14 protein-coding genes are annotated in these 19,016 nt (G+C 44.8%); 9 read left to right on the forward strand and 5 right to left on the reverse strand.

Going from position 1 to position 19,016, the window contains the following annotated elements; translation table 11 throughout:
• Nucleotides 1-39: 39 nt before the first annotated feature.
• From AB9N12_RS07900 to AB9N12_RS07910, 3 genes are all read right to left on the reverse strand, one after another.
• Nucleotides 40-519 carry a pyridoxamine 5'-phosphate oxidase family protein gene (locus AB9N12_RS07900; RefSeq protein ID WP_369891166.1) on the reverse strand — a complete coding sequence of 160 codons (480 nt, stop codon included), beginning with the start codon at nucleotides 517-519 and terminating at the stop codon, nucleotides 40-42.
• Nucleotides 520-523: 4 nt separating this feature from the next.
• Entirely contained in the window at nucleotides 524-2,680 is a 2,157-nt protein-coding gene (rnr, locus tag AB9N12_RS07905; protein WP_369891168.1) for a ribonuclease R, read from the reverse strand.
• A gap of 148 nt (nucleotides 2,681-2,828) precedes the next feature.
• Complete coding sequence (locus tag AB9N12_RS07910) at nucleotides 2,829-3,716, reverse strand: helix-turn-helix domain-containing protein (RefSeq protein ID WP_369891170.1); 888 nt, start codon at nucleotides 3,714-3,716, stop codon at nucleotides 2,829-2,831.
• A 241-nt stretch (nucleotides 3,717-3,957) separates the two neighbouring features.
• Between AB9N12_RS07910 and AB9N12_RS07915 the strand changes: the two genes are divergently transcribed.
• The 5 genes from AB9N12_RS07915 to AB9N12_RS07935 all read left to right on the forward strand — a co-directional run bounded on the left by AB9N12_RS07915 (nucleotide 3,958) and on the right by AB9N12_RS07935 (nucleotide 12,102).
• Nucleotides 3,958-5,085 (forward strand): efflux RND transporter periplasmic adaptor subunit, encoded by a 1,128-nt coding sequence (locus AB9N12_RS07915; RefSeq protein ID WP_369891171.1) that lies wholly within the window; start codon nucleotides 3,958-3,960, stop codon nucleotides 5,083-5,085.
• A 4-nt stretch (nucleotides 5,086-5,089) separates the two neighbouring features.
• Nucleotides 5,090-8,233 (forward strand): efflux RND transporter permease subunit, encoded by a 3,144-nt coding sequence (locus AB9N12_RS07920; RefSeq protein WP_369891173.1) that lies wholly within the window; start codon nucleotides 5,090-5,092, stop codon nucleotides 8,231-8,233.
• Nucleotides 8,230-9,597, forward strand: a complete 1,368-nt coding sequence (locus AB9N12_RS07925) for an efflux transporter outer membrane subunit (protein WP_369891175.1) — start codon at nucleotides 8,230-8,232, stop codon at nucleotides 9,595-9,597. Before AB9N12_RS07920 ends, AB9N12_RS07925 begins: the two co-directional genes overlap by 4 nt.
• Nucleotides 9,598-10,138: 541 nt before the next feature.
• Nucleotides 10,139-11,146 carry an NAD-dependent epimerase/dehydratase family protein gene (locus AB9N12_RS07930; RefSeq protein ID WP_369891176.1) on the forward strand — a complete coding sequence of 336 codons (1,008 nt, stop codon included), beginning with the start codon at nucleotides 10,139-10,141 and terminating at the stop codon, nucleotides 11,144-11,146.
• On the forward strand, nucleotides 11,137-12,102 hold the full coding sequence (locus tag AB9N12_RS07935) for a phosphatase PAP2 family protein (protein ID WP_369891177.1): 966 nt from the start codon (nucleotides 11,137-11,139) through the stop codon (nucleotides 12,100-12,102). The genes AB9N12_RS07930 and AB9N12_RS07935 overlap by 10 nt, the downstream gene beginning before the upstream one ends.
• Here the strand turns inward: AB9N12_RS07935 and dusB are convergent.
• Complete coding sequence (gene dusB, locus AB9N12_RS07940) at nucleotides 12,068-13,069, reverse strand: tRNA dihydrouridine synthase DusB (RefSeq protein ID WP_369891179.1); 1,002 nt, start codon at nucleotides 13,067-13,069, stop codon at nucleotides 12,068-12,070. The two genes, AB9N12_RS07935 and dusB, sit on opposite strands and share 35 nt — an antisense overlap.
• A gap of 124 nt (nucleotides 13,070-13,193) precedes the next feature.
• Here dusB and AB9N12_RS07945 point away from each other — a divergent pair, with 124 nt between their 5' ends.
• Genes AB9N12_RS07945 through dprA form a run of 3 tightly spaced genes read left to right on the forward strand, consistent with a single transcriptional unit; the run spans nucleotide 13,194 to nucleotide 16,050 of the window.
• Nucleotides 13,194-14,483: a peptidase U32 family protein gene (locus AB9N12_RS07945; protein ID WP_369891181.1), complete on the forward strand. Its 1,290-nt coding sequence runs from the start codon at nucleotides 13,194-13,196 to the stop codon at nucleotides 14,481-14,483.
• A gap of 44 nt (nucleotides 14,484-14,527) precedes the next feature.
• A complete protein-coding gene (locus AB9N12_RS07950; protein ID WP_369891183.1) occupies nucleotides 14,528-14,929 on the forward strand; it encodes an acyl-CoA thioesterase in 402 nt (133 codons plus the stop codon).
• Nucleotides 14,926-16,050, forward strand: coding sequence for a DNA-processing protein DprA (gene dprA / locus AB9N12_RS07955; RefSeq protein WP_369891185.1), 1,125 nt, complete (start codon nucleotides 14,926-14,928; stop codon nucleotides 16,048-16,050). Before AB9N12_RS07950 ends, dprA begins: the two co-directional genes overlap by 4 nt.
• A 596-nt stretch (nucleotides 16,051-16,646) precedes the next feature.
• Here the strand turns inward: dprA and AB9N12_RS07960 are convergent.
• The gene (locus tag AB9N12_RS07960) at nucleotides 16,647-16,859 is read right to left on the reverse strand and encodes a hypothetical protein (protein WP_369891187.1); all 213 of its coding nucleotides are present in this window, start codon (nucleotides 16,857-16,859) and stop codon (nucleotides 16,647-16,649) included.
• Nucleotides 16,860-17,191: 332 nt separating this feature from the next.
• Here AB9N12_RS07960 and AB9N12_RS07965 point away from each other — a divergent pair, with 332 nt between their 5' ends.
• The gene (locus tag AB9N12_RS07965) at nucleotides 17,192-18,967 is read left to right on the forward strand and encodes an oxaloacetate decarboxylase (RefSeq protein WP_369892841.1); all 1,776 of its coding nucleotides are present in this window, start codon (nucleotides 17,192-17,194) and stop codon (nucleotides 18,965-18,967) included.
• Nucleotides 18,968-19,016: the final 49 nt, after the last annotated feature.

Here is a 19,016-nt window from a genome sequence, read left to right on the forward strand (position 1 = left end):
CGGTGTGGTCGTAGGCCGAACCATATTCCGGAAACCGTTTCATGGCTTTTCGTTGGCTCGCAAACCGAAGACTTTTCCCGTCATCTGCTCGATGGGCACTTTCCATACTCTGACATTGAGTACCGCAGGATCGGAATAGTTGAACTCATTATCCGTGTAATGATGCATGATAATGTCCAATGCACGGCGTTTATGGTCCATTTCTTCGATGAATTCCACTTGCCCGCGACACATCGCACTTTCGGAACGCATACTGTAACTGCAGGCTACTTTTTCGTGCTGGTAAACGAGCTTATGACCGACGCTGAAAGTGATGCATACATTATTATTATGTTCCAACATCTCCAACTTGCTGCCTTCAGGACCCGAATGAAGGTATATGATGCCATTCTCATAACCGAAGTTCATCGGAACTACGTAGGGATTACCTTTTAAATCCGTGATGCCTACAAAACAGACATCGCAACGGAGAATAATGGATTCGATTCGTTGTTTATCTTCGATAATGACAGTCTTCATACCTTTACTTTTCTATTAATTCAAAGTCCAATTGTTTCTTTTCCAAATTGGCACGAGCTATACGGACAGTGATAGCGTCTCCCAAACTATATATCTTGTTTTTGCGGCGTCCGCGAAGGCAATAGTTCTTCTCGTCGAATTCATAATAATCATCATCCAGGTCACGGACAGGAACCAGACCTTCACATTTGTTTTCGTTCAGTTCTACATAGAGTCCCCATTCGGTGACACCGGAGACTACACCATCATAAATTTGCCCCAGACGTTCGCTCATGAATTCCACCTGTTTGTATTTGATGGAAGCGCGTTCGGCATTGGCTGCGATTTGTTCCATGTTCGAGCTGTGGTCGCAGAGGTCTTCGTATTTTGCTTCGGATACACTGCGTCCTCCGTCCATATACTTCGTTACCAGACGGTGTACCATCATGTCCGGGAAACGGCGGATGGGTGAAGTAAAGTGGGTGTAATATTCGAATGCCAGTCCGTAGTGACCGATATTGTGGGTTGAATAACGTGCTTTTTGCATGGCACGGATAGATACCGTTTCAATCAGGTTCTCTTCTTTCTTTCCATGAATATCATCCAATAAGTGATTGATGGATTTTGAGATATCAGTCTTTGTTCCGCTTGTACGGATTTTGTAGCCGAAGCGGGCGATGAACTGTGACAAGTTCTCCAACTTCTCCGGATCGGGAAGGTCGTGGATACGGTAAGGAAGTACTTTGGGCTTTTTATTTTTGGGAACTTTACCGACGAATTCTGCTACTGTTTTATTAGCAAGCAACATGAACTCTTCTACCAGTTTATTGGCATCTTTTGATTCCTTGAAGTAAACGCTGATTGGTTTTCCTTTCTCGTCAATTTGGAACTTCACTTCGTAGCGGTCGAAATTGATGGCTCCTGCAGAGAAACGTTTGTCGCGCAGTGCTTTGGCAATCGTATCTAATGTGAGCACTTCTTCTTTGAAGTCTCCCTCTTTTGTTTCAATGATTTGTTGTGCCTCTTCGTAGGTGAAGCGGCGGTCGGAGTTGATTACTGTATGTACGATGCGTGAGTCTTTGACTTCTCCTTTTTCTGTAATATCGAAGATGACGGAGAAGGCTAGTTTTTCCTCGTTCGGTCGGAGTGAACAAATGAAGTTACACAGCCGTTCGGGAAGCATCGGGATGGTACGGTCTACTAAATAGACGGAAGTTGCCCGTTTTTCCGCTTCTTTGTCGATGATTCCTCCCTCTTTTACGTAATGTGTCACATCGGCGATGTGTACACCCACTTCCCACAATCCGTTTTTCAGCTTGCGAATGGAAAGTGCATCGTCAAAGTCTTTTGCATCTTTCGGGTCGATAGTGAAAGTCGTTACCTTACGGAAATCCTCACGTTTGGCAATCTCTTCTGCAGAAATCTCGGCAGGAATTTTGTCTGCTGCTGTCTCTACAGATTTCGGATATACATACGGCAGACCGAATTCAGCAAGAATAGCGTGCATCTCGGTAGTGTTGTCGCCAGCCTGACCTAATATATCTATCACTTGTCCGATAGGATTCTTTGCCTTGTCCGGCCATTCGGTTATTTTTACGATCGCTTTATCTCCGGTCTTTCCGCCTTTCAGCTTATCTTTCGGAATGAAGATATCATTGGCAAGCGTACGGTTCTCCGTCACCAGAAAGGCATAGGACTTGGCTACTTCCAGTGTGCCGACAAAAGTATCATTAGCACGTTCCAGTATTTCTATTACTTCTCCTTCAGCTTCTCTGTTCTTCCGTTTAGCATAAAAAGCAATCTTTACTTTGTCATTGTTCATGGCGTGTGCCGAATTGCGTTCAGCCACAAATATCGGTTCGCCTCCTCCTTCAGGGATAAAGGAATTCTTGCCATTGCTTTTCCGTTGGAAAATGCCTGTCATCTCCGTTCCATGATTGTTGAGGCGGAACTTCCCTTTTTCTACTTCGGAAATATAATCGTCAGCTGAAAGGTCATGTAATATATCGATGCATAACATTTTTTGCGGGTGGGTAGTGAGACGCAGTTCCGAGAAAATATATTTCATACTTAAGGTCTCGCTGGATTTGGCATGGAAAAAGTCTATTAATAACGCTGCCAGCTCTTTCTTACTCATTCTTTTGCCGGCCTTCTTCTCTTTCTTTTCTTTCTTTTTCGCCATAATATATGGAATTTATTAGTAGTTCAATCATTGATGGGATACAAAGTAAACAAATTTTTGGTTAGTTTGTTGTTAAGGTCTGTTTATTTTTTCATTTGCTTTTGGGCGAAGCATTAATTTGATAGAGATATATCGCTTTGGAAGATTTTTATTTTACTGCTAAATTCTTACGATATTCACTCAATGAATAGCCTGTTTGCCGTTTAAAGAATTTAGTTAGTGTAACTTGGTCCGGGAAATTGAGGTTGTTCGCTATCTGTTGCATTGTATCATTCGTATTTTCCAATTGCTTGGCTATCTCACCCACAAGAGAAAGACAAATCCAATCATAAGCGGTTTTGTCTGTTTGACATTTCACTATGCGATTCAAATACTGAGGAGTGATACATAATTTCGACGCATAGAACCCCACAGAGTGTTCCCGGCAGATGTACATGGTCAGCAACTTCATAAACGTGATAAAGATTTCTTTTTTTCGTCCTCCGGTCTGCATCTTCCTGTTTTTTGCTTCTCTACGAATGTGTATATCAGCAAGATCCATAAGAAACAACCAGATCGAGCATTTTATCATCTCATTACGGAAAATATGTTCCTCATTCAAACTCGCCTTTTCCAAACAATCCATACGGTATTTGAATATCGGCATGATGTCGGGTTCCAATACATTGACTGGTTGCTCGTGTGCCTTTTCAGTAAGGGTAAAAGGTATTGGCGGACTATTTTTGAGAAGAGCGGCAATATAAGGATCCGTGCAAGCCATCAGATGGGCTTTGATATTACCGGATGCCGATAAAAGCTCTATGGATGGTTCGCTGATGAAATGTCCGTAAGCATTTTGAACCAAGTGGAATAGTTTGCCCTTGAATTTCACATCGAGGGCTCCTTCTTCCACCAGTATATGGACAACCATTCGGGAATCTCCTTCGGACAGTTCACATGGTTTGAATAGTTCCTCGGGAGTTATTTTCCAAATCAGAAACCCGTTTTCTGCTACATGGCAATATTTCCTTATGTGTGCAAAATCGTTGAAATTCATATTTGTTTATTTTAGCCAAATGCAAAGTAACTACATTTTATTGTGAATCAATAGCAAATACCGACAATAATAGTAAAATCAACGCATTTGTTTCAGAATAGCCAAGCCCTGTTTCAGAATAACTAAGGGGTATGTTTTTTTTTTCTGACTGTTTCAGATTTGACAAACACTGTACACTTGAAAATAGATGTCCCGATTGATTGTTCTCTTAATTTTGCAGCCAAAAACAAGAAACATTAATATGAAGAAGAAACATTTTATGGCAATCGTATTGTGTCTGTCATTGCTGACTGCCTGCAAACAAGATCCGGACGGAACCAAAAGAGAGGAATCGTATCCGTTACTGACATTGAAACCTGAAAACAGGGAACTGACGGTAAAATATTCTGCCGTCATTGAAGGAAGGCAAGACGTAGAAGTGCGTCCGCAGGTATCGGGCACAATTACACGGGTATGTGTAGAGGAAGGAGCATGTGTTCACAAAGGACAGGTGTTGTTTATCATTGACCAAGTGCCTTATCATGCCGCCTTGCAGAAAGCCGAGGCATCTGTTGCCTCAGCTGAAGCGAACGAGGCAATTGCCAGACAGACATTGGAAGGTAAAGAGACTTTGTATCGAGACAAGGTGATATCCGACTTTGAATTGCGCACAGCGCAGAACAATTATAAAAGTGCTCGGGCTGCACTCAGACAAGCACAGGCTGAACGGACGGAAGCCGCAAACAACCTCTCTTACACGGAAGTGAAAAGTCCGGTGGACGGATATGCGGGTATGACTTCCTATCGCATCGGAGCATTGGTCGGTCCGACAATGACTAAACCGCTGATTACCGTATCGGACAATTCGGAGATGTATGCCTATTTCTCTATGACAGAGAAACAAATGTTGAATCTGACGGCGCAGCATGGCTCACTGGACAAGGCACTTGCTGCTTTCCCGGAGGTGTCATTGGTGCTTAACGACGGAAGCACTTACGAATGTAAGGGAAAAGTCGATGTAATCAGCGGCATCATCGACAAAACAACAGGAAGCATCGGTACCCGGGCCTCTTTCCCCAATCCCGGCAAACGGTTGATGAGTGGCGGTACGGTAAACGTGTCAATTCCTTATCGGAAAGAGAATTGTATTGTCATTCCGCAGGGAGCAACCTACGAGATACAGAATCGCATCTTTGCCTACAAAGTAGTAGATGGGAAAGCCGTATCGACCGCTATACAAGTATTTGAAATCAACGACGGGCGGGAGTATATCGTGGAGAGCGGTTTGCAAACCGGAGACGTCATCGTCGCCGAAGGTGCCGGACTGCTGAAAGAAGGAATAGTAGTGACAGCTGCCAATAACAACACCAAACAAGGAAAGGGGGAATAAGATTATGAGACTGCAACATTTCATCGACCGTCCCATTCTCTCTATCGTTATCTCGGTGGTTATCGTCGTGGCGGGATTGATCGGACTTTACGCCCTTTCCGTCGAGCAGTATCCGGACATTGCCCCGCCTACTATCCGTGTGTCCACCACTTACAGCGGAGCAAATGCCGAAACGGTGCAGAAAAGTGTTATTGTTCCGTTGGAAGAGGCCATCAATGGAGTGGAAAACATGACCTATATGACCTCTACCGCCAGCAATACAGGCAGTGCCGAGATTACGGTTTATTTCAAGCAGGGCAGCGATCCAGACATGGCTGCCGTGAATGTACAAAATAAGGTTTCTACAGCCACCTCTCTTTTACCTGCCGAAGTGACGAAGGTGGGCGTGACCACCATGAAGCGTCAAAGCAGTATGCTGAAAATCTTCGGACTTTACAGCCCGAACGGAACGTATGACGAGACCTTCCTGTCCAATTATCTGACCATCAACGTAAAGCCTCAGTTGCAACGCATTTCCGGCATCGGAGAGGTAAACATAATGGGCGGTGACTATGCCATGCGTATTTGGCTGAAACCCGATGTGATGGCGCAATACGGACTGATACCTGCCGATGTGGAATCCGCACTGTCCAGCCAAAACATCGAAGCCTCCGCCGGCTCTGTCGGTGAGGATTCCAAGAACGTTTATCAATACACGCTGAAATACCGTGGAAGATTGGAAACGGAACAGGAGTTCGAGGAAATGGTCATCAAAGCGACCGATGACGGCCGGATACTCCGCCTGAAAGACATCGCCACAGTGGAACTTGGCGCACAGAGTTATACTTATACGGGGACGGTCAATGCGGCACCGGGAACTTGCTGCATGATTAACCAGACCGCAGGAACGAATGCCAATGAAATCATCACGCAGATCGACAGATATTTGAATGAACTCCGGGAAACGCTTCCCGAAGACATTGAGATAGCAGACTTGATGAACACTAAGAACTTTCTCGATGCTTCCATTGATGAAGTGATCAAAACATTGTTGGAAGCTATCATACTGGTTGTATTGGTTGTTTATTTCTTCTTGCAGAATCCACGTTCCACGCTTATCCCGACAATAAGCATTTTAGTTTCTTTGGTTGGAACATTTGCTATCCTTTATGTGGGCGGATTCAGCATCAATCTGCTGACACTTTTTGCCTTGGTACTTGCCATCGGTACGATTGTGGATGATGCCATCATCGTAGTGGAGGCGGTACAGGCGCGTTTCGATGAAGGCTACCGCTCATCATACCGGGCTTCCGTCGATGCAATGAACGGCATTACTTCAGCCATTGTCACCTCAACGCTGGTCTTCATGGCTGTATTTGTTCCGGTATCGTTCATGGGAGGGACATCGGGTGTGTTCTATACGCAGTTCGGAATTACGATGGCGGCTGCCGTGGGAATTTCAGCCATCAATGCACTGACCCTTTCTCCCGCCCTTTGTGCGCTGATATTGCGACCAAACGAGGTACTTACAGAGGGCAAACGCCCGGAATTCTCCACTCGTTTCCGCATGGCTTTCGATTCATCTTTTCGACGTATTGTATCGAAATACAAAGCAGGTGTGAAATTTATCATTAGGCGGAAATGGCTGGCATGGGCTTCATTGGGGTGCGCTGTTGTGTCGCTTTTTTACATGATGAATGCGACAAAGACAGGGCTCGTTCCGTCGGAAGACACCGGTTCCATCTTTGTCAGCCTCGATGCGCCTGCCGGCAGCACGCTGGCAGAGACGGCCGGGATTATGAGCAAGGTGGAAAAAGAGTTGAAAGAGATTCCACAGATAGACAATTTCACCAATATCGCAGGCTTCGGGATGGGTTCCGGCAATGGATCTTCCCACGGAATGTTCATCATCAAATTGAAACATTGGGATGAGCGACGGGATGCAGAAAGCAGTGTAAATGCCATCAGCAACGAAATCTATCGCCGCACGGCACACATCAAGAATGCCAATATTTTCGTATTTTCACCACCCATGATTGCAGGCTACGGCACGGGCAACAACTTCGAGGTCTATCTGCAAGACCGTTCCGGCAAGGGGATCGAAGCGCTGAACAAGGTAACCGGCGATTTCTTGGTGGAACTCAACAAACGTCCGGAGGTACAGATGGCTTACACGTCGTTCAGTGCCAACTTTCCGCAATACCGCATCGACATCGACGAGGCGCAGTGTCTGCGCGCAGGGACAACCACAAGCGAGGTGCTCGATGTCCTTTCCGGCTATTTAGGCAGTGTGTATGCTTCCAATTTCAACCGCTTCACCAAACTCTACCGTGTCATCCTTCAAGCCCCGTCGGACAGTCGCAGCAGTGTGCAGTCACTGGACAATATTTTTGTACGAACCAAAGGCGGCATGACACCTGTCAGCCAATTCGCCAGACTGACCAAGACATACGGGGCGGAATCCTTATCCCGCTTCAATATGTTTTCTTCCATCAATGTGTCGGGAATGCCTGCCGACGGTTACAGTTCGGGCGATGTCATCAATGCCATTGCAGAAGTGGCGAGACAAACACTTCCCACAGGCTACGGTTATGAATTTTCCGGCATGACCCGAGAGGAGGAACAGATGGCAAACTCCCACGATACGGTCATCATATACGGGGTCTGCATCCTGTTCATCTACCTGATACTTTGCGCACTTTACGAAAGCCTGTTTATCCCGATGGCAGTCATCCTCTCCGTACCGTTCGGTCTTATGGGCAGCTTCCTCTTCGCCCGTATCTGGGGAGTGGAGAACAATATTTATCTGCAAACGGGGCTGATTATGCTTATCGGTCTGCTGTCCAAGACTGCCATCCTGCTGACCGAATATGCCTCGGAGCGGCGCAAGGCAGGGCTGTCGCTCACACAGGCGGCTATGGCGGCTGCCGGTATCCGTCTGCGGCCTATCCTTATGACGGCACTCACGATGATATTCGGCCTGCTGCCGCTGATGTTCGCATCGGGGGTAGGAGCCAACGGGAATGTGTCACTCGGCGTGGGAGCCGTAGGCGGTATGCTGATAGGAACCGTTGCGCTGTTGTTTGTAACGCCCGCCTTCTTCATCACTTTCCAGTGGATGGAAGAGCGGGTAATGGGTAACCGTAAAAAAGAAAGGGAAAACGCATGAAACGAATCATATATGGCATCATCTGTATCGCGATGTTAAGCGGTTGTTCCGTCTATCGCAATTACCGGCGTCCGCAGGACTTGCCGACCGAGGACCTCTATCGTGACGTACAGGAAGCATCGGCAGACACTGCATCTTTGGGCAATCTCTCGTGGCAGGAAGTGTTCCGGGACACACTGTTGCAGCACCTGATTAATTATGGGTTGGAAAACAATACCGACATACAGGTGGCACTATTGCGTGTGGACCAGGCAAAGGCGCAACTGAAAGCTGCCAAGCTTGCCTTTCTCCCCTCGCTTGCCTTCTCCCCGCAAGGCGCACTGAACAGCATTGATGGAGGAAAGGCCGCAAAGACATACGAACTGCCCATAGAGGCAAGTTGGGAAATCGACCTTTTCGGAAAGTTACGCAATGCCAAGAAAGGGGCGCAAGCCGGTTTGCTCGGACAGGAAGCCTACCGTCGGGCAGTGCAATCCGCATTGATAGCCGGCATAGCCAACAGCTATTATACCCTGCTGATGCTTGACGAACAGATTGCCATCAGTGCCTCGACGCTCGACCTCTGGAAAGAACAGGTGCGCACCATGGAATCCAAGCTGAAAGTCGGGGAAGAAACGGAAAATGCCGTCACCTCGGCACGGGCGGGTTTCTATGAACTGGAAGTGACGTACAACGACCTTCTGCGTCAGATGCGGGAGACGGAAAATGCGCTTTGTACCTTATTGGGCATGACTTCGCGCCCCATCGAGCGTGGTGTCTTGGGTGAACAAACCTTGCCCGAGAACCTGAATGCCGGAATCCCTTTGCGCCTGCTGTCCCGTCGCCCCGATGTGATACAAGCGGAAATGGCCTTGGCAAATGCCTATTATACGACGAATCAAGCCCGTGCGGCATTTTATCCCGCTCTCACCCTGTCGGGCAGTGTCGGCTGGACCAATTCTTTAGGGCAAGTGATTACCAACCCCGGCGGCTGGATAGCCTCGGCACTCGCCTCGCTGGCGCAACCCCTCTTCAACCGGGGCAAACTGGCATCCAACCTGCGCGTGTCCAAGGACGAGGAACAGATTGCCTTGCTCGACTACAAGCAAGCCCTGCTCGATGCGGGACAGGAGGTGAACGACGCACTCTATGCCGCCGAAGCCGCCCGACGCAACCTGAACAGCCATCGCAAGCAATGCGACGAACTGGAGCGCACGGTGCAGACCTCGGAAGCTCTTTACCGCACCGGCAACACCACCTACCTTGAACTGCTCACAGCCCGGCAGTCGTTGCTCAACGCCCGGATGAATGTGGTGGCAGACACTTTCACCCGGTTGCAGGCGGTTATCAGTCTGTACAATGCTTTGGGCGGAGGTGCGGAATAGCTACGAGGATGATGAGCAGATTTTAGCATATCGGTCGGTTATGCTTCAACAAAACGCCCGTCGAGCCCTTCAACCGAAGGCAAAACAGGCAAGAAACGTGGTTTCCTGCCTCGCCCGGCAGTCAGACAAGCCGGAATCGCCCTTCACAAGCCCCGCCTGCTGCTCCGGCAAAGAAGAAACACGGTATTTTGTGCGAATTCGTTCAAAAAGAGGCGATAATCGGCCGATGATGGTTATATCCGCCCATGAAATACGTCGGATACCTTGTTTCCTGCTTCTTTTCGAACGGAAACAGGCTAAAAACAGCGCCCTCCAGCTTGTTTCACCGGGAAAACAACCTGGAAACGCCGTATCTTGCCGCCCCGCCCCGCAGGGCAACGCCCTGAAACAAGCCTTCTTTTGCTTTTGAATCTCATGCGCTTTTAAATGGAAAGAACCGTGTGCGCTATGCTCTATTTTGCAATTCTGCTATCTGTTTATTTTATATTTATTGTATCTTTGTGGCATCATATTTTTCAATTAATATGGCTAGGAAGTTATCATGGAGAGTGTTTTAATTACAGGCGCAAGCGGCTTTATAGGGAGTTTCATTGTGGAGGAAGCGTTGAAACGAAAATTGGGTGTGTGGGCCGGGATTCGTTCCACAAGTAGCAAACGGTATTTGAAGGACCAGAAAATTCACTTTCTGGAGTTGGACTTTGCACATCCCGATAAACTTCGTGCACAACTCTCCGGGCATAAAGGAACTTACAGTAAGTTTGATTATATCATCCATTGCGCTGGTGTGACAAAGTGTTCTGATAAAAAGACCTTTGATGATGTGAATTATCTTCAGACTAAATATTTTATAGACACGCTGAAAGAACTGAATATGGTTCCGAAGCAGTTTATCTATATCAGTACATTGAGCGTATTCGGACCTGTACGTGAGAAGGATTATACTCCGATAAGCGGAGAAGATGCTCCGATGCCTAATACAGCCTATGGATTGAGTAAATGGAAAGCGGAATTATATATTCAGAGTATTCCCGGTTTTCCTTATGTCATTTATCGTCCTACAGGCGTCTATGGTCCCCGCGAATCAGACTATTTCCTGATGGCCAAGTCCATTCAGAAGCATGTTGACTTTTCGGTAGGTTTCCGACGTCAGGACTTGACTTTTGTTTATGTGAAAGACATTGTGCAGGCGATTTTTCTGGGGATGGAGAAAAAAGTCGTTCAAAAGGCGTATTTCCTGAGTGATGGGAAAGTCTATAAAAGTCGTGCCTTTTCGGATCTGATACAAAAAGAATTGGGTAACCCGTTTGTTCTTCACTTGAAATGTCCATTAATTGTTCTAAAAGTTATATCTTTGTTGGCCGAATTCATTGCTACACGTTCCGGGAGGAGCAGTACCCTGAATTCGGATAAGTATAAGATAATGAAACAACGCAACTGGCAATGTGATATAAGCCCGACAATGAATGAACTGGGGTATGTACCCGAATATGATTTGGAAAAAGGAGTTCGGGAAACCATTGCCTGGTATAAAAATGAAGGATGGCTTTAGACTTATTTAAGCGCATAGAAACCCGGAGAGGGTTGTTTGCTGTGGAAAAGATTACATTGATTTATAATCTGTTGACTTCCATATTGATTCTGTTCCTGTTTCAGCGGATGGATCATCCATGGCGCATGTTGTTGGATAGGGCTATGATCGCGGCTATGACTTTTTTATTGATGTATCTTTATCGTCTTGCTCCCTGTAAGTTTTCGGCGTTTGTGCGTATTGTCATTCAGATGAGTCTGTTGTCTTACTGGTATCCGGATACTTTCGAGTTCAATCGTTTCTTTCCGAATTTAGATCATGTATTTGCAATTACCGAACAGTTTATTTTCAATGGTCAACCTGCTATTTGGTTCTGTCATACGTTTCCACATCTTATAGTCAGTGAGGCATTCAATATGGGATATTTCTTTTATTATCCGATGATACTGATTGTGGCTCTATTTTATTTCATATATAAGTTTGAGTGGTTCGAAAAGATGTCTTTTGTGCTTGTCACATCTTTCTTTATTTACTATCTGATTTATATATTCGTTCCTGTTGCAGGGCCTCAATTTTATTTTCCTGCCATTGGTATTGATAATGTATCTAAAGGTATTTTTCCTGCTATCGGTGATTATTTCAATCATCATCAGGAGTTGCTTCCCGGGCCGGGCTATCAGCACGGATTCTTTTATAGCTTGGTGGAAGGTTCACAGCAAGTAGGCGAACGTCCTACGGCGGCATTCCCCAGTTCGCACGTTGGTATTTCTACTATTTTGATGATTATGGCATGGCGTGGCAGTAAGAAATTGTTTGCTTGTCTTATACCTTTCTATATGTTGCTTTGCGGGGCTACCGTATATATTCAGGCACATTATGTGATTGATGCCATTGTCGGTTTCTTCTCTGCATTCCTGTTGTATGTAGTCGTAACCTGGATGTTCAAGAAGTGGTTTGCGCAGCCGATGTTTGAATAGCCGGTATGTCATCAAATATCCGGAAAAGCTCTTCTTTTGTTTCTGCCCGTAACATAGCAATACGGGTGTTGCGGAAGTTCGGGATTCCCTTGAATAGTGGGCTTGCGGCCAAATGACGGCGTACATGCAAAATACCTCTGCGCTCATCGAGCAGATTGACGCTGTCTATCACTTCCTGTCGAAGCACTTCCATACACCATTCAAAATTAAGTGTCGGTAATTCTTCACCTGTTTCCAGATAGTGTTTTATTTCCTTGAATATCCATGGACGACCGAAACTGGCGCGACCGATCATTACAGCATCTACTCCATAACGGTCGAAACACTCTTTGCAGCGTTGAGGGCTCGTTACGTCTCCATTACCGATAATGGGAATATGCATTCTCGGATTATTCTTCACTTCACCTATGAGTGTCCAATCCGCTTCTCCGGTATACATTTGTGCGCGGGTACGACCATGTATAGTCAATGCAGCGATGCCACAATCTTGCAACTGTTCCGCTAATTCTACAATCACTTTATTGTTTGCATCCCATCCCAAACGAGTCTTCACTGTTACAGGTATTCTCACTGCATCTACTACAGCGCGGGTAATCTCCAGCATCTTGGGGATATTCTGTAACATACCCGCTCCTGCTCCTTTTCCGGCTACTCTTTTTACCGGGCATCCGAAATTGATATCCAGAATATCAGGTTGTGCCTGTTCCACAATTTTGGCAGCTTCCACCATCGTTTCCGTATCTTTCCCGTATATCTGGATGGCAACAGGGCGTTCGGCATTACTGATACTTAGTTTCTGAGCGGTCTTGCTGACAGCACGAATCAGTGCGTCGCTTGATACAAACTCAGTGTATACCATATCTGCCCCGAATTTCTTGCACATCAGGCGGAAAGCCGGATCAGTCACATCCTCCATGGGAGCAAGAAAGATGGGATATCTGCCCAGATCTATTTGGCCTATCTTCATATATCAATCTGATATTTACTGTTTATGATTGAAGTAACTTCTTGTTTTCGCTGCAAAAATACGGAAAAAAGCCTATCTTTGTACGCATTCATTTGCTTAACTGATACAAATAAGTATATATTCTATGAATCTTAGTTTGAAAGATTTTGAAATAATGGCTCCTGTAGGTTCGCGCGAATCTCTTGCTGCGGCCATTCAGGCAGGTGCCGATTCTATCTATTTCGGTATAGAAAACCTAAACATGCGTGCCCGTTCGGCCAATACGTTTACGATTGATGATTTGCGGGAGATCGCCCGCACATGTGATGAACACGGGATGAAAAGTTATCTGACGGTCAACACGATTATCTATGATAAAGATATTGCATTGATGCACACCATTGTCGATGCAGCCAAGGAGGCAGGTATTTCTGCTGTGATTGCTGCTGATGTAGCAGTAATGGATTATGCCCGTCAGATAGGGCAGGAGGTACACCTTTCCACACAGTTGAATATCTCCAATGCGGAGGCTTTGAAATTCTACGCACAATTCGCAGACGTCGTTGTTTTGGCCCGTGAGTTGAATCTGGAGCAGGTAGCCGAAATCTATCGTCGGATTCAGGAAGAACATATTTGTGGGCCGAGTGGTGAACAGATTCGCATTGAGATGTTCTGTCACGGTGCGCTTTGTATGGCTGTATCGGGTAAATGTTATCTCTCTTTGCATGAGATGAACCATTCTGCCAACCGCGGTGCTTGTATGCAGGTGTGTCGTCGTTCCTATACTGTTCGTGACAAAGAGACCGGTGTGGAACTGGACATTGATAACGAATATATCATGTCGCCGAAAGATTTAAAGACCATTCACTTTATGAATAAGATGTTGGATGCCGGTGTGCGTGTATTCAAAATTGAAGGCCGTGCCCGTGGACCTGAATATGTACGTACTGTGGTAGAGTGTTACAAAGAGGCGATCAAGGCTTATTTGGATGGAACATTTACCGATGAAAAGATTGCAGCTTGGGACGAACGTCTGAAAACTGTATTCAACCGTGGCTTTTGGGATGGTTACTATTTGGGACAGCGTTTAGGAGAATGGACCAGAAACTATGGCTCGGCAGCTACGGAACGTAAGATATATGTAGGTAAAGGTGTCAAATATTTCTCTAACATCGGAGTTTCCGAATTTCTGGTAGAAGCAGCGGAAGTCAGCGTAGGCGATAAGCTTCTGATTACCGGACCGACTACCGGTGCTTTGTTTATGACTTTGGAAGAGGCCCGTGTTGATTTGGAACCTGTGCAGACTGTGAAGAAGGGGCAGCACTTCTCCATGAAATCAGATAAGATACGCCCGAGTGACAAACTGTATAAACTGGTATCGACCGAAGAACTGAAGAAGTTCAAAGGACTTGATATTGAGCAGAAAAGAGGCTAACTGTTGTTTCTATTTTTAATCTTCAATTTTTTAATTTTTAATTGATGAACTATATCTATGAATTGGAAATGAAGGTGCGCGATTACGAGTGCGACCTTCAAGGAATTGTTAATAATGCGAACTATCAGCATTATCTGGAACATACCCGTCATGAATTTCTGATATCGGTCGGTGTCAGCTTTGCTGCACTTCACGAACAGGGAGTCGACCCGGTAGTGGCACGCATTAATATGGCATTTAAAACGCCGTTGAAAAGCGGAGACGAGTTTGTTTCTAAACTCTATATGAAGAAGGAAGGTATCAAATATGTGTTTTATCAGGATATTTTCCGTAAGAGTGATTATAAAGTAGTAGTGAAATCCACTGTTGAAACGGTATGTGTGGTAAACGGACGTTTGAGTGACAGCGAATTGTTCGATAGTGTCTTTGCCCCTTACCTGCAATGAACAGCTCCGAAGAAGAACAAATTTATAGTATCGCCTTGACAATGGTGCCTGGTATCGGGCACATAGGTGCGAAACGCTTGATAGACGGAATGGGCAATGCTGTGGATGTCTTCCGTCTGCGTAAAGAAATACCGGAACGTATTCCTGAAGTGAGTCAACGAGTGATAGAGGCGTTGGATTGTCCTCAAGCTGTGATTCGCGCCGAATTGGAATATGAGTTTATACGGAAGAACCGTATCTCCTGTCTGACTTTCCATGATGAGGCTTTCCCTTCCCGTTTGAGGGAATGTGAAGATGCTCCTATCGTCCTTTTCTTTAAAGGAAATGCCGATTTGAATTCCCTGCATATCATAAATATGGTAGGTACCCGTAATGCCACTGATTATGGTACCCGGATCTGTGCCTCTTTCTTGCGCGAGCTGAAAGTTCTTTGTCCTGATGTATTGGTTGTCAGCGGACTTGCTTATGGGATTGATATCCATGCACATCGTGAATCGCTGGTCAATGACCTGTCTACGGTAGGTGTTCTTGCGCACGGTATGGATCGTATTTATCCTTATGTCCATCGGAAAACAGCCATTGAAATGTGCGAAAGAGGTGGACTGCTTACTGAGTTTATGTCCGGAACAAATCCCGACAAGCATAATTTCGTCAGTCGTAACCGTATTGTCGCGGGTATGTGTGATGCTACGGTTGTCATTGAATCGGGAGAAAAAGGAGGCTCATTAATTACTGCTGAACTTGCTGAAGGTTATCACCGCGATTGTTTTGCTTTTCCTGGTCGGATAAATGATGAATATTCAAAGGGGTGTAATCGCTTAATTAGAGATAACAGGGCTTCCTTATTGTTATCAGCCGAAGATCTTGTACAGGCGATGGGATGGAATATTTCGTCAACTTCTTCCGAGAAAGTAAATGTGCAGCGTAGCCTTTTTCCCGACTTATCCGAAGAAGAACAAAAGATTGTCTCTATTCTGGAGAAACTGGGAAGTTTACAGATTAACTCTCTGATAGTAGAAGCAGATATCCCTGTAAATAAGATAAATGCTGTTCTTTTTGAACTGGAAATGAAAGGGGTGATTCGTGTATTGGCAGGAGGTATGTATCAGCTATTAAATTAATACACATGGATTAATCTTACCTATAGATATAAAAAAAGGAGCAACGCCTTGCTCCAACCTTTGTTAACCTTAAATCTAATACTATGAAAAAAATCACATGACAAATATAAGCCTTCATCACGTTCTCTCCAAATAATTCTCTCGTATTTGTTTCTCTTTTGAATTCTTTCACTGATTTTCACTGTTATCGTGCACGATGTACTTTTAAAGGCTAGAGTGGGATGCTTTTAGGATAGATGAAAATTCTCTTTCAACCTATCACCGCTCCGTAAATACGATGAATAAAGAGTTTCAGAATGATGGTGATAGGTTGCAAGAGGAATTGATGAAATTAGCAGGGAGAGGGTCGGTAATAACACTCGTTGGTGCATCAAATTGCTTTGTAGTAGCCATACCATCTAGCTGTATAAAGAACGAATGAAGAGGTTAACTCTCAAAAGAAGGTGTCACATATTATATATCAAGAAGTATATCAATCTGATTTTCAAAGAAGAAGTCTGCTTATTACTAACAATGGGTAACAAAATAGTAACATTTAATTCATAATTCAACCAACAGGTTAAGTTTATAAAGATTAATCATACTGTCTATTTGTTTTAAAATTGTGATGGATCTTCGATCCCGTTAATAAGTCCCATACCTATATTGATAAGGTAATCATAATATAGATGTACATTGGTATCACCAAAAGTTCTTATATAGGATATGGCATCTCCCAAATCTGCCGAGATCCAAGGGTATTCTTGGATCTGAGCATGATGTAATTGCAAGGCGAGTTCCCTTAGTTCTTTTTCATAATCTGTATTCATGATATCTGAAGTTAAATTGATAAATATAAGTTGTTCCCAATGACTCAAAGATACGAAATTTAAAGGCAAATCACAACATCCGAATGATGACTTTGAAAAGCGATTATCGTGCAAACCTCAGTATGAATGGACTTTGTAAAACGCTTGGCTCTTTAAAGGATATATCTGAATACTTCATTAGTGCGCATGCAAGGATAGATTGCTTTCATTATGATGTAAAACATCTGTTTTTACCTGTTTTTTAAAGGAAGTTTTTGACTATATGTCAAAACAAACCTTTATATTTGTATATGTGAAGTTAACCGAAGGAAAATCACTTATTATTGGCTATGATGAAAAAGGAAATCAAATTCAGTCTTGTTTATCGGGATATGTGGCAATCTTCCGGTAAATATCAACCTCGGGTTGATCAGCTTGTCCGTATCGCTCCTTTGATTATTGAGATGGGATGTTTTGCCAGAGTTGAAACAAACGGTGGTGCTTTTGAGCAAGTGAATCTGTTGTACGGCGAAAATCCTAATAAGGCTGTCCGTGCTTTTACTGCACCCTTTAGAGAAGCGGGCATTCAAACGCACATGCTCGATCGTGGTTTGAATGCATTGCGTATGTATCCGGTTCCGGCGGATGTGCGTAAATTGATGTATAAAGTCAAGCATGCACAAGGGGTGGATATCACACGTATATTCTGTGGATTGAATGAGACGAGAAACATAATTCCTTCCATTAAATATGCTTTGGAAGCAGGCATGATTCCGCAGGCAACTCTTTGTATCACCTATTCTCCCGTACACACTGTTGAGTATTATGCCCGAATTGCCGAGCAGTTGATTGAGGCCGGTGCACCTGAAATATGCTTGAAAGATATGGCGGGTATCGGTCGTCCGGGTATGTTAGGAGAATTGGTCAGGACCATCAAGGAGAAGCATCCGGATATATTGATTCAATATCATGGCCATAGCGGGCCGGGGTTGTCTATGGCTTCTATTCTTGAGGTTTGCGAAAATGGTGCAGACATCATTGATGTGGCTATGGAGCCCATGTCCTGGGGCAAAGTTCATCCGGATGTAATCTCCGTGCAGACTATGTTGAAAGATTTAGGCTTCCAGGTTCCCGACATAAATATGAAAGCATATATGAAAGCTCGTGCTATGACGCAAGAGTTCATGGATGATTTTCTAGGTTATTTTATGGATCCTACCAATAAATATATGTCATCACTTTTACTGAAATGTGGTTTGCCGGGTGGTATGATGGGATCTATGATGGCGGATTTGAAAGGGGTACATTCCGGTATCAATATGATATTAAGGAGTAAGAATGAGCCGGAACTTAGTTTGGATGATTTGCTTGTGATGCTTTTTGATGAAGTAGAATATGTATGGCCTAAGCTAGGTTATCCTCCTTTGGTAACTCCTTTCAGCCAGTATGTGAAGAATGTTGCATTAATGAATCTGATGCAACAGGTGAAAGGGGAAGAACGCTGGACAATGATAGATAATCATACTTGGGATATGATTCTGGGTAAAAGTGGACGTCTGCCGGGTACACTTGCTCCGGAGATTGTAGAGTTGGCGAAATCTAAAGGATATGAATTTGTCGATGTCGATCCGCAGTTGAACTATCCGGACGCTTTGGATGCTTATCGCAAGGAAATGGATGAGAATGGCTGGGAATATGGTGAGGATGGCGAAGAACTTTTCGAGTTGGCTATGCATGATCGTCAGTATCGTGATTATAAGTCGGGTGTTGCCAAGAAACGTTTTGAAGATGATTTACAACGTGCCAAGGATGCGGCCATGGTAAAGAGTGGCTATTCCGAGGAAGAAATTAAGAAGCTAAAGCGTGCCAAGGCAGATCCGGTTATTGCTCCCTGTAACGGGCAAGTGCTTTGGGAAGTTTCCGTAGAAGGACCGTCCATTGCACCATTTATCGGGCGTAAATATCAGCATGACGAAGTATTTTGTTATCTCTCTACTCCATGGGGAGAATATGAAAAGATTCTGACCGGATTTACCGGACGGGTGGTAGAGATATGTGCACAGCAAGGTGCTACCGTACGTAAGGGAGAGGTCATCGGTTATATTCTGCGAAGCGATATCTTTGCGTAAGATTTATAGTCATCGTGTTCCATTCATACATAAAGAAATCCCCTGTCGG

Source organism: Bacteroides sp. AN502(2024), assembly GCF_041227145.1.
GTDB lineage: Bacteria > Bacteroidota > Bacteroidia > Bacteroidales > Bacteroidaceae > Bacteroides.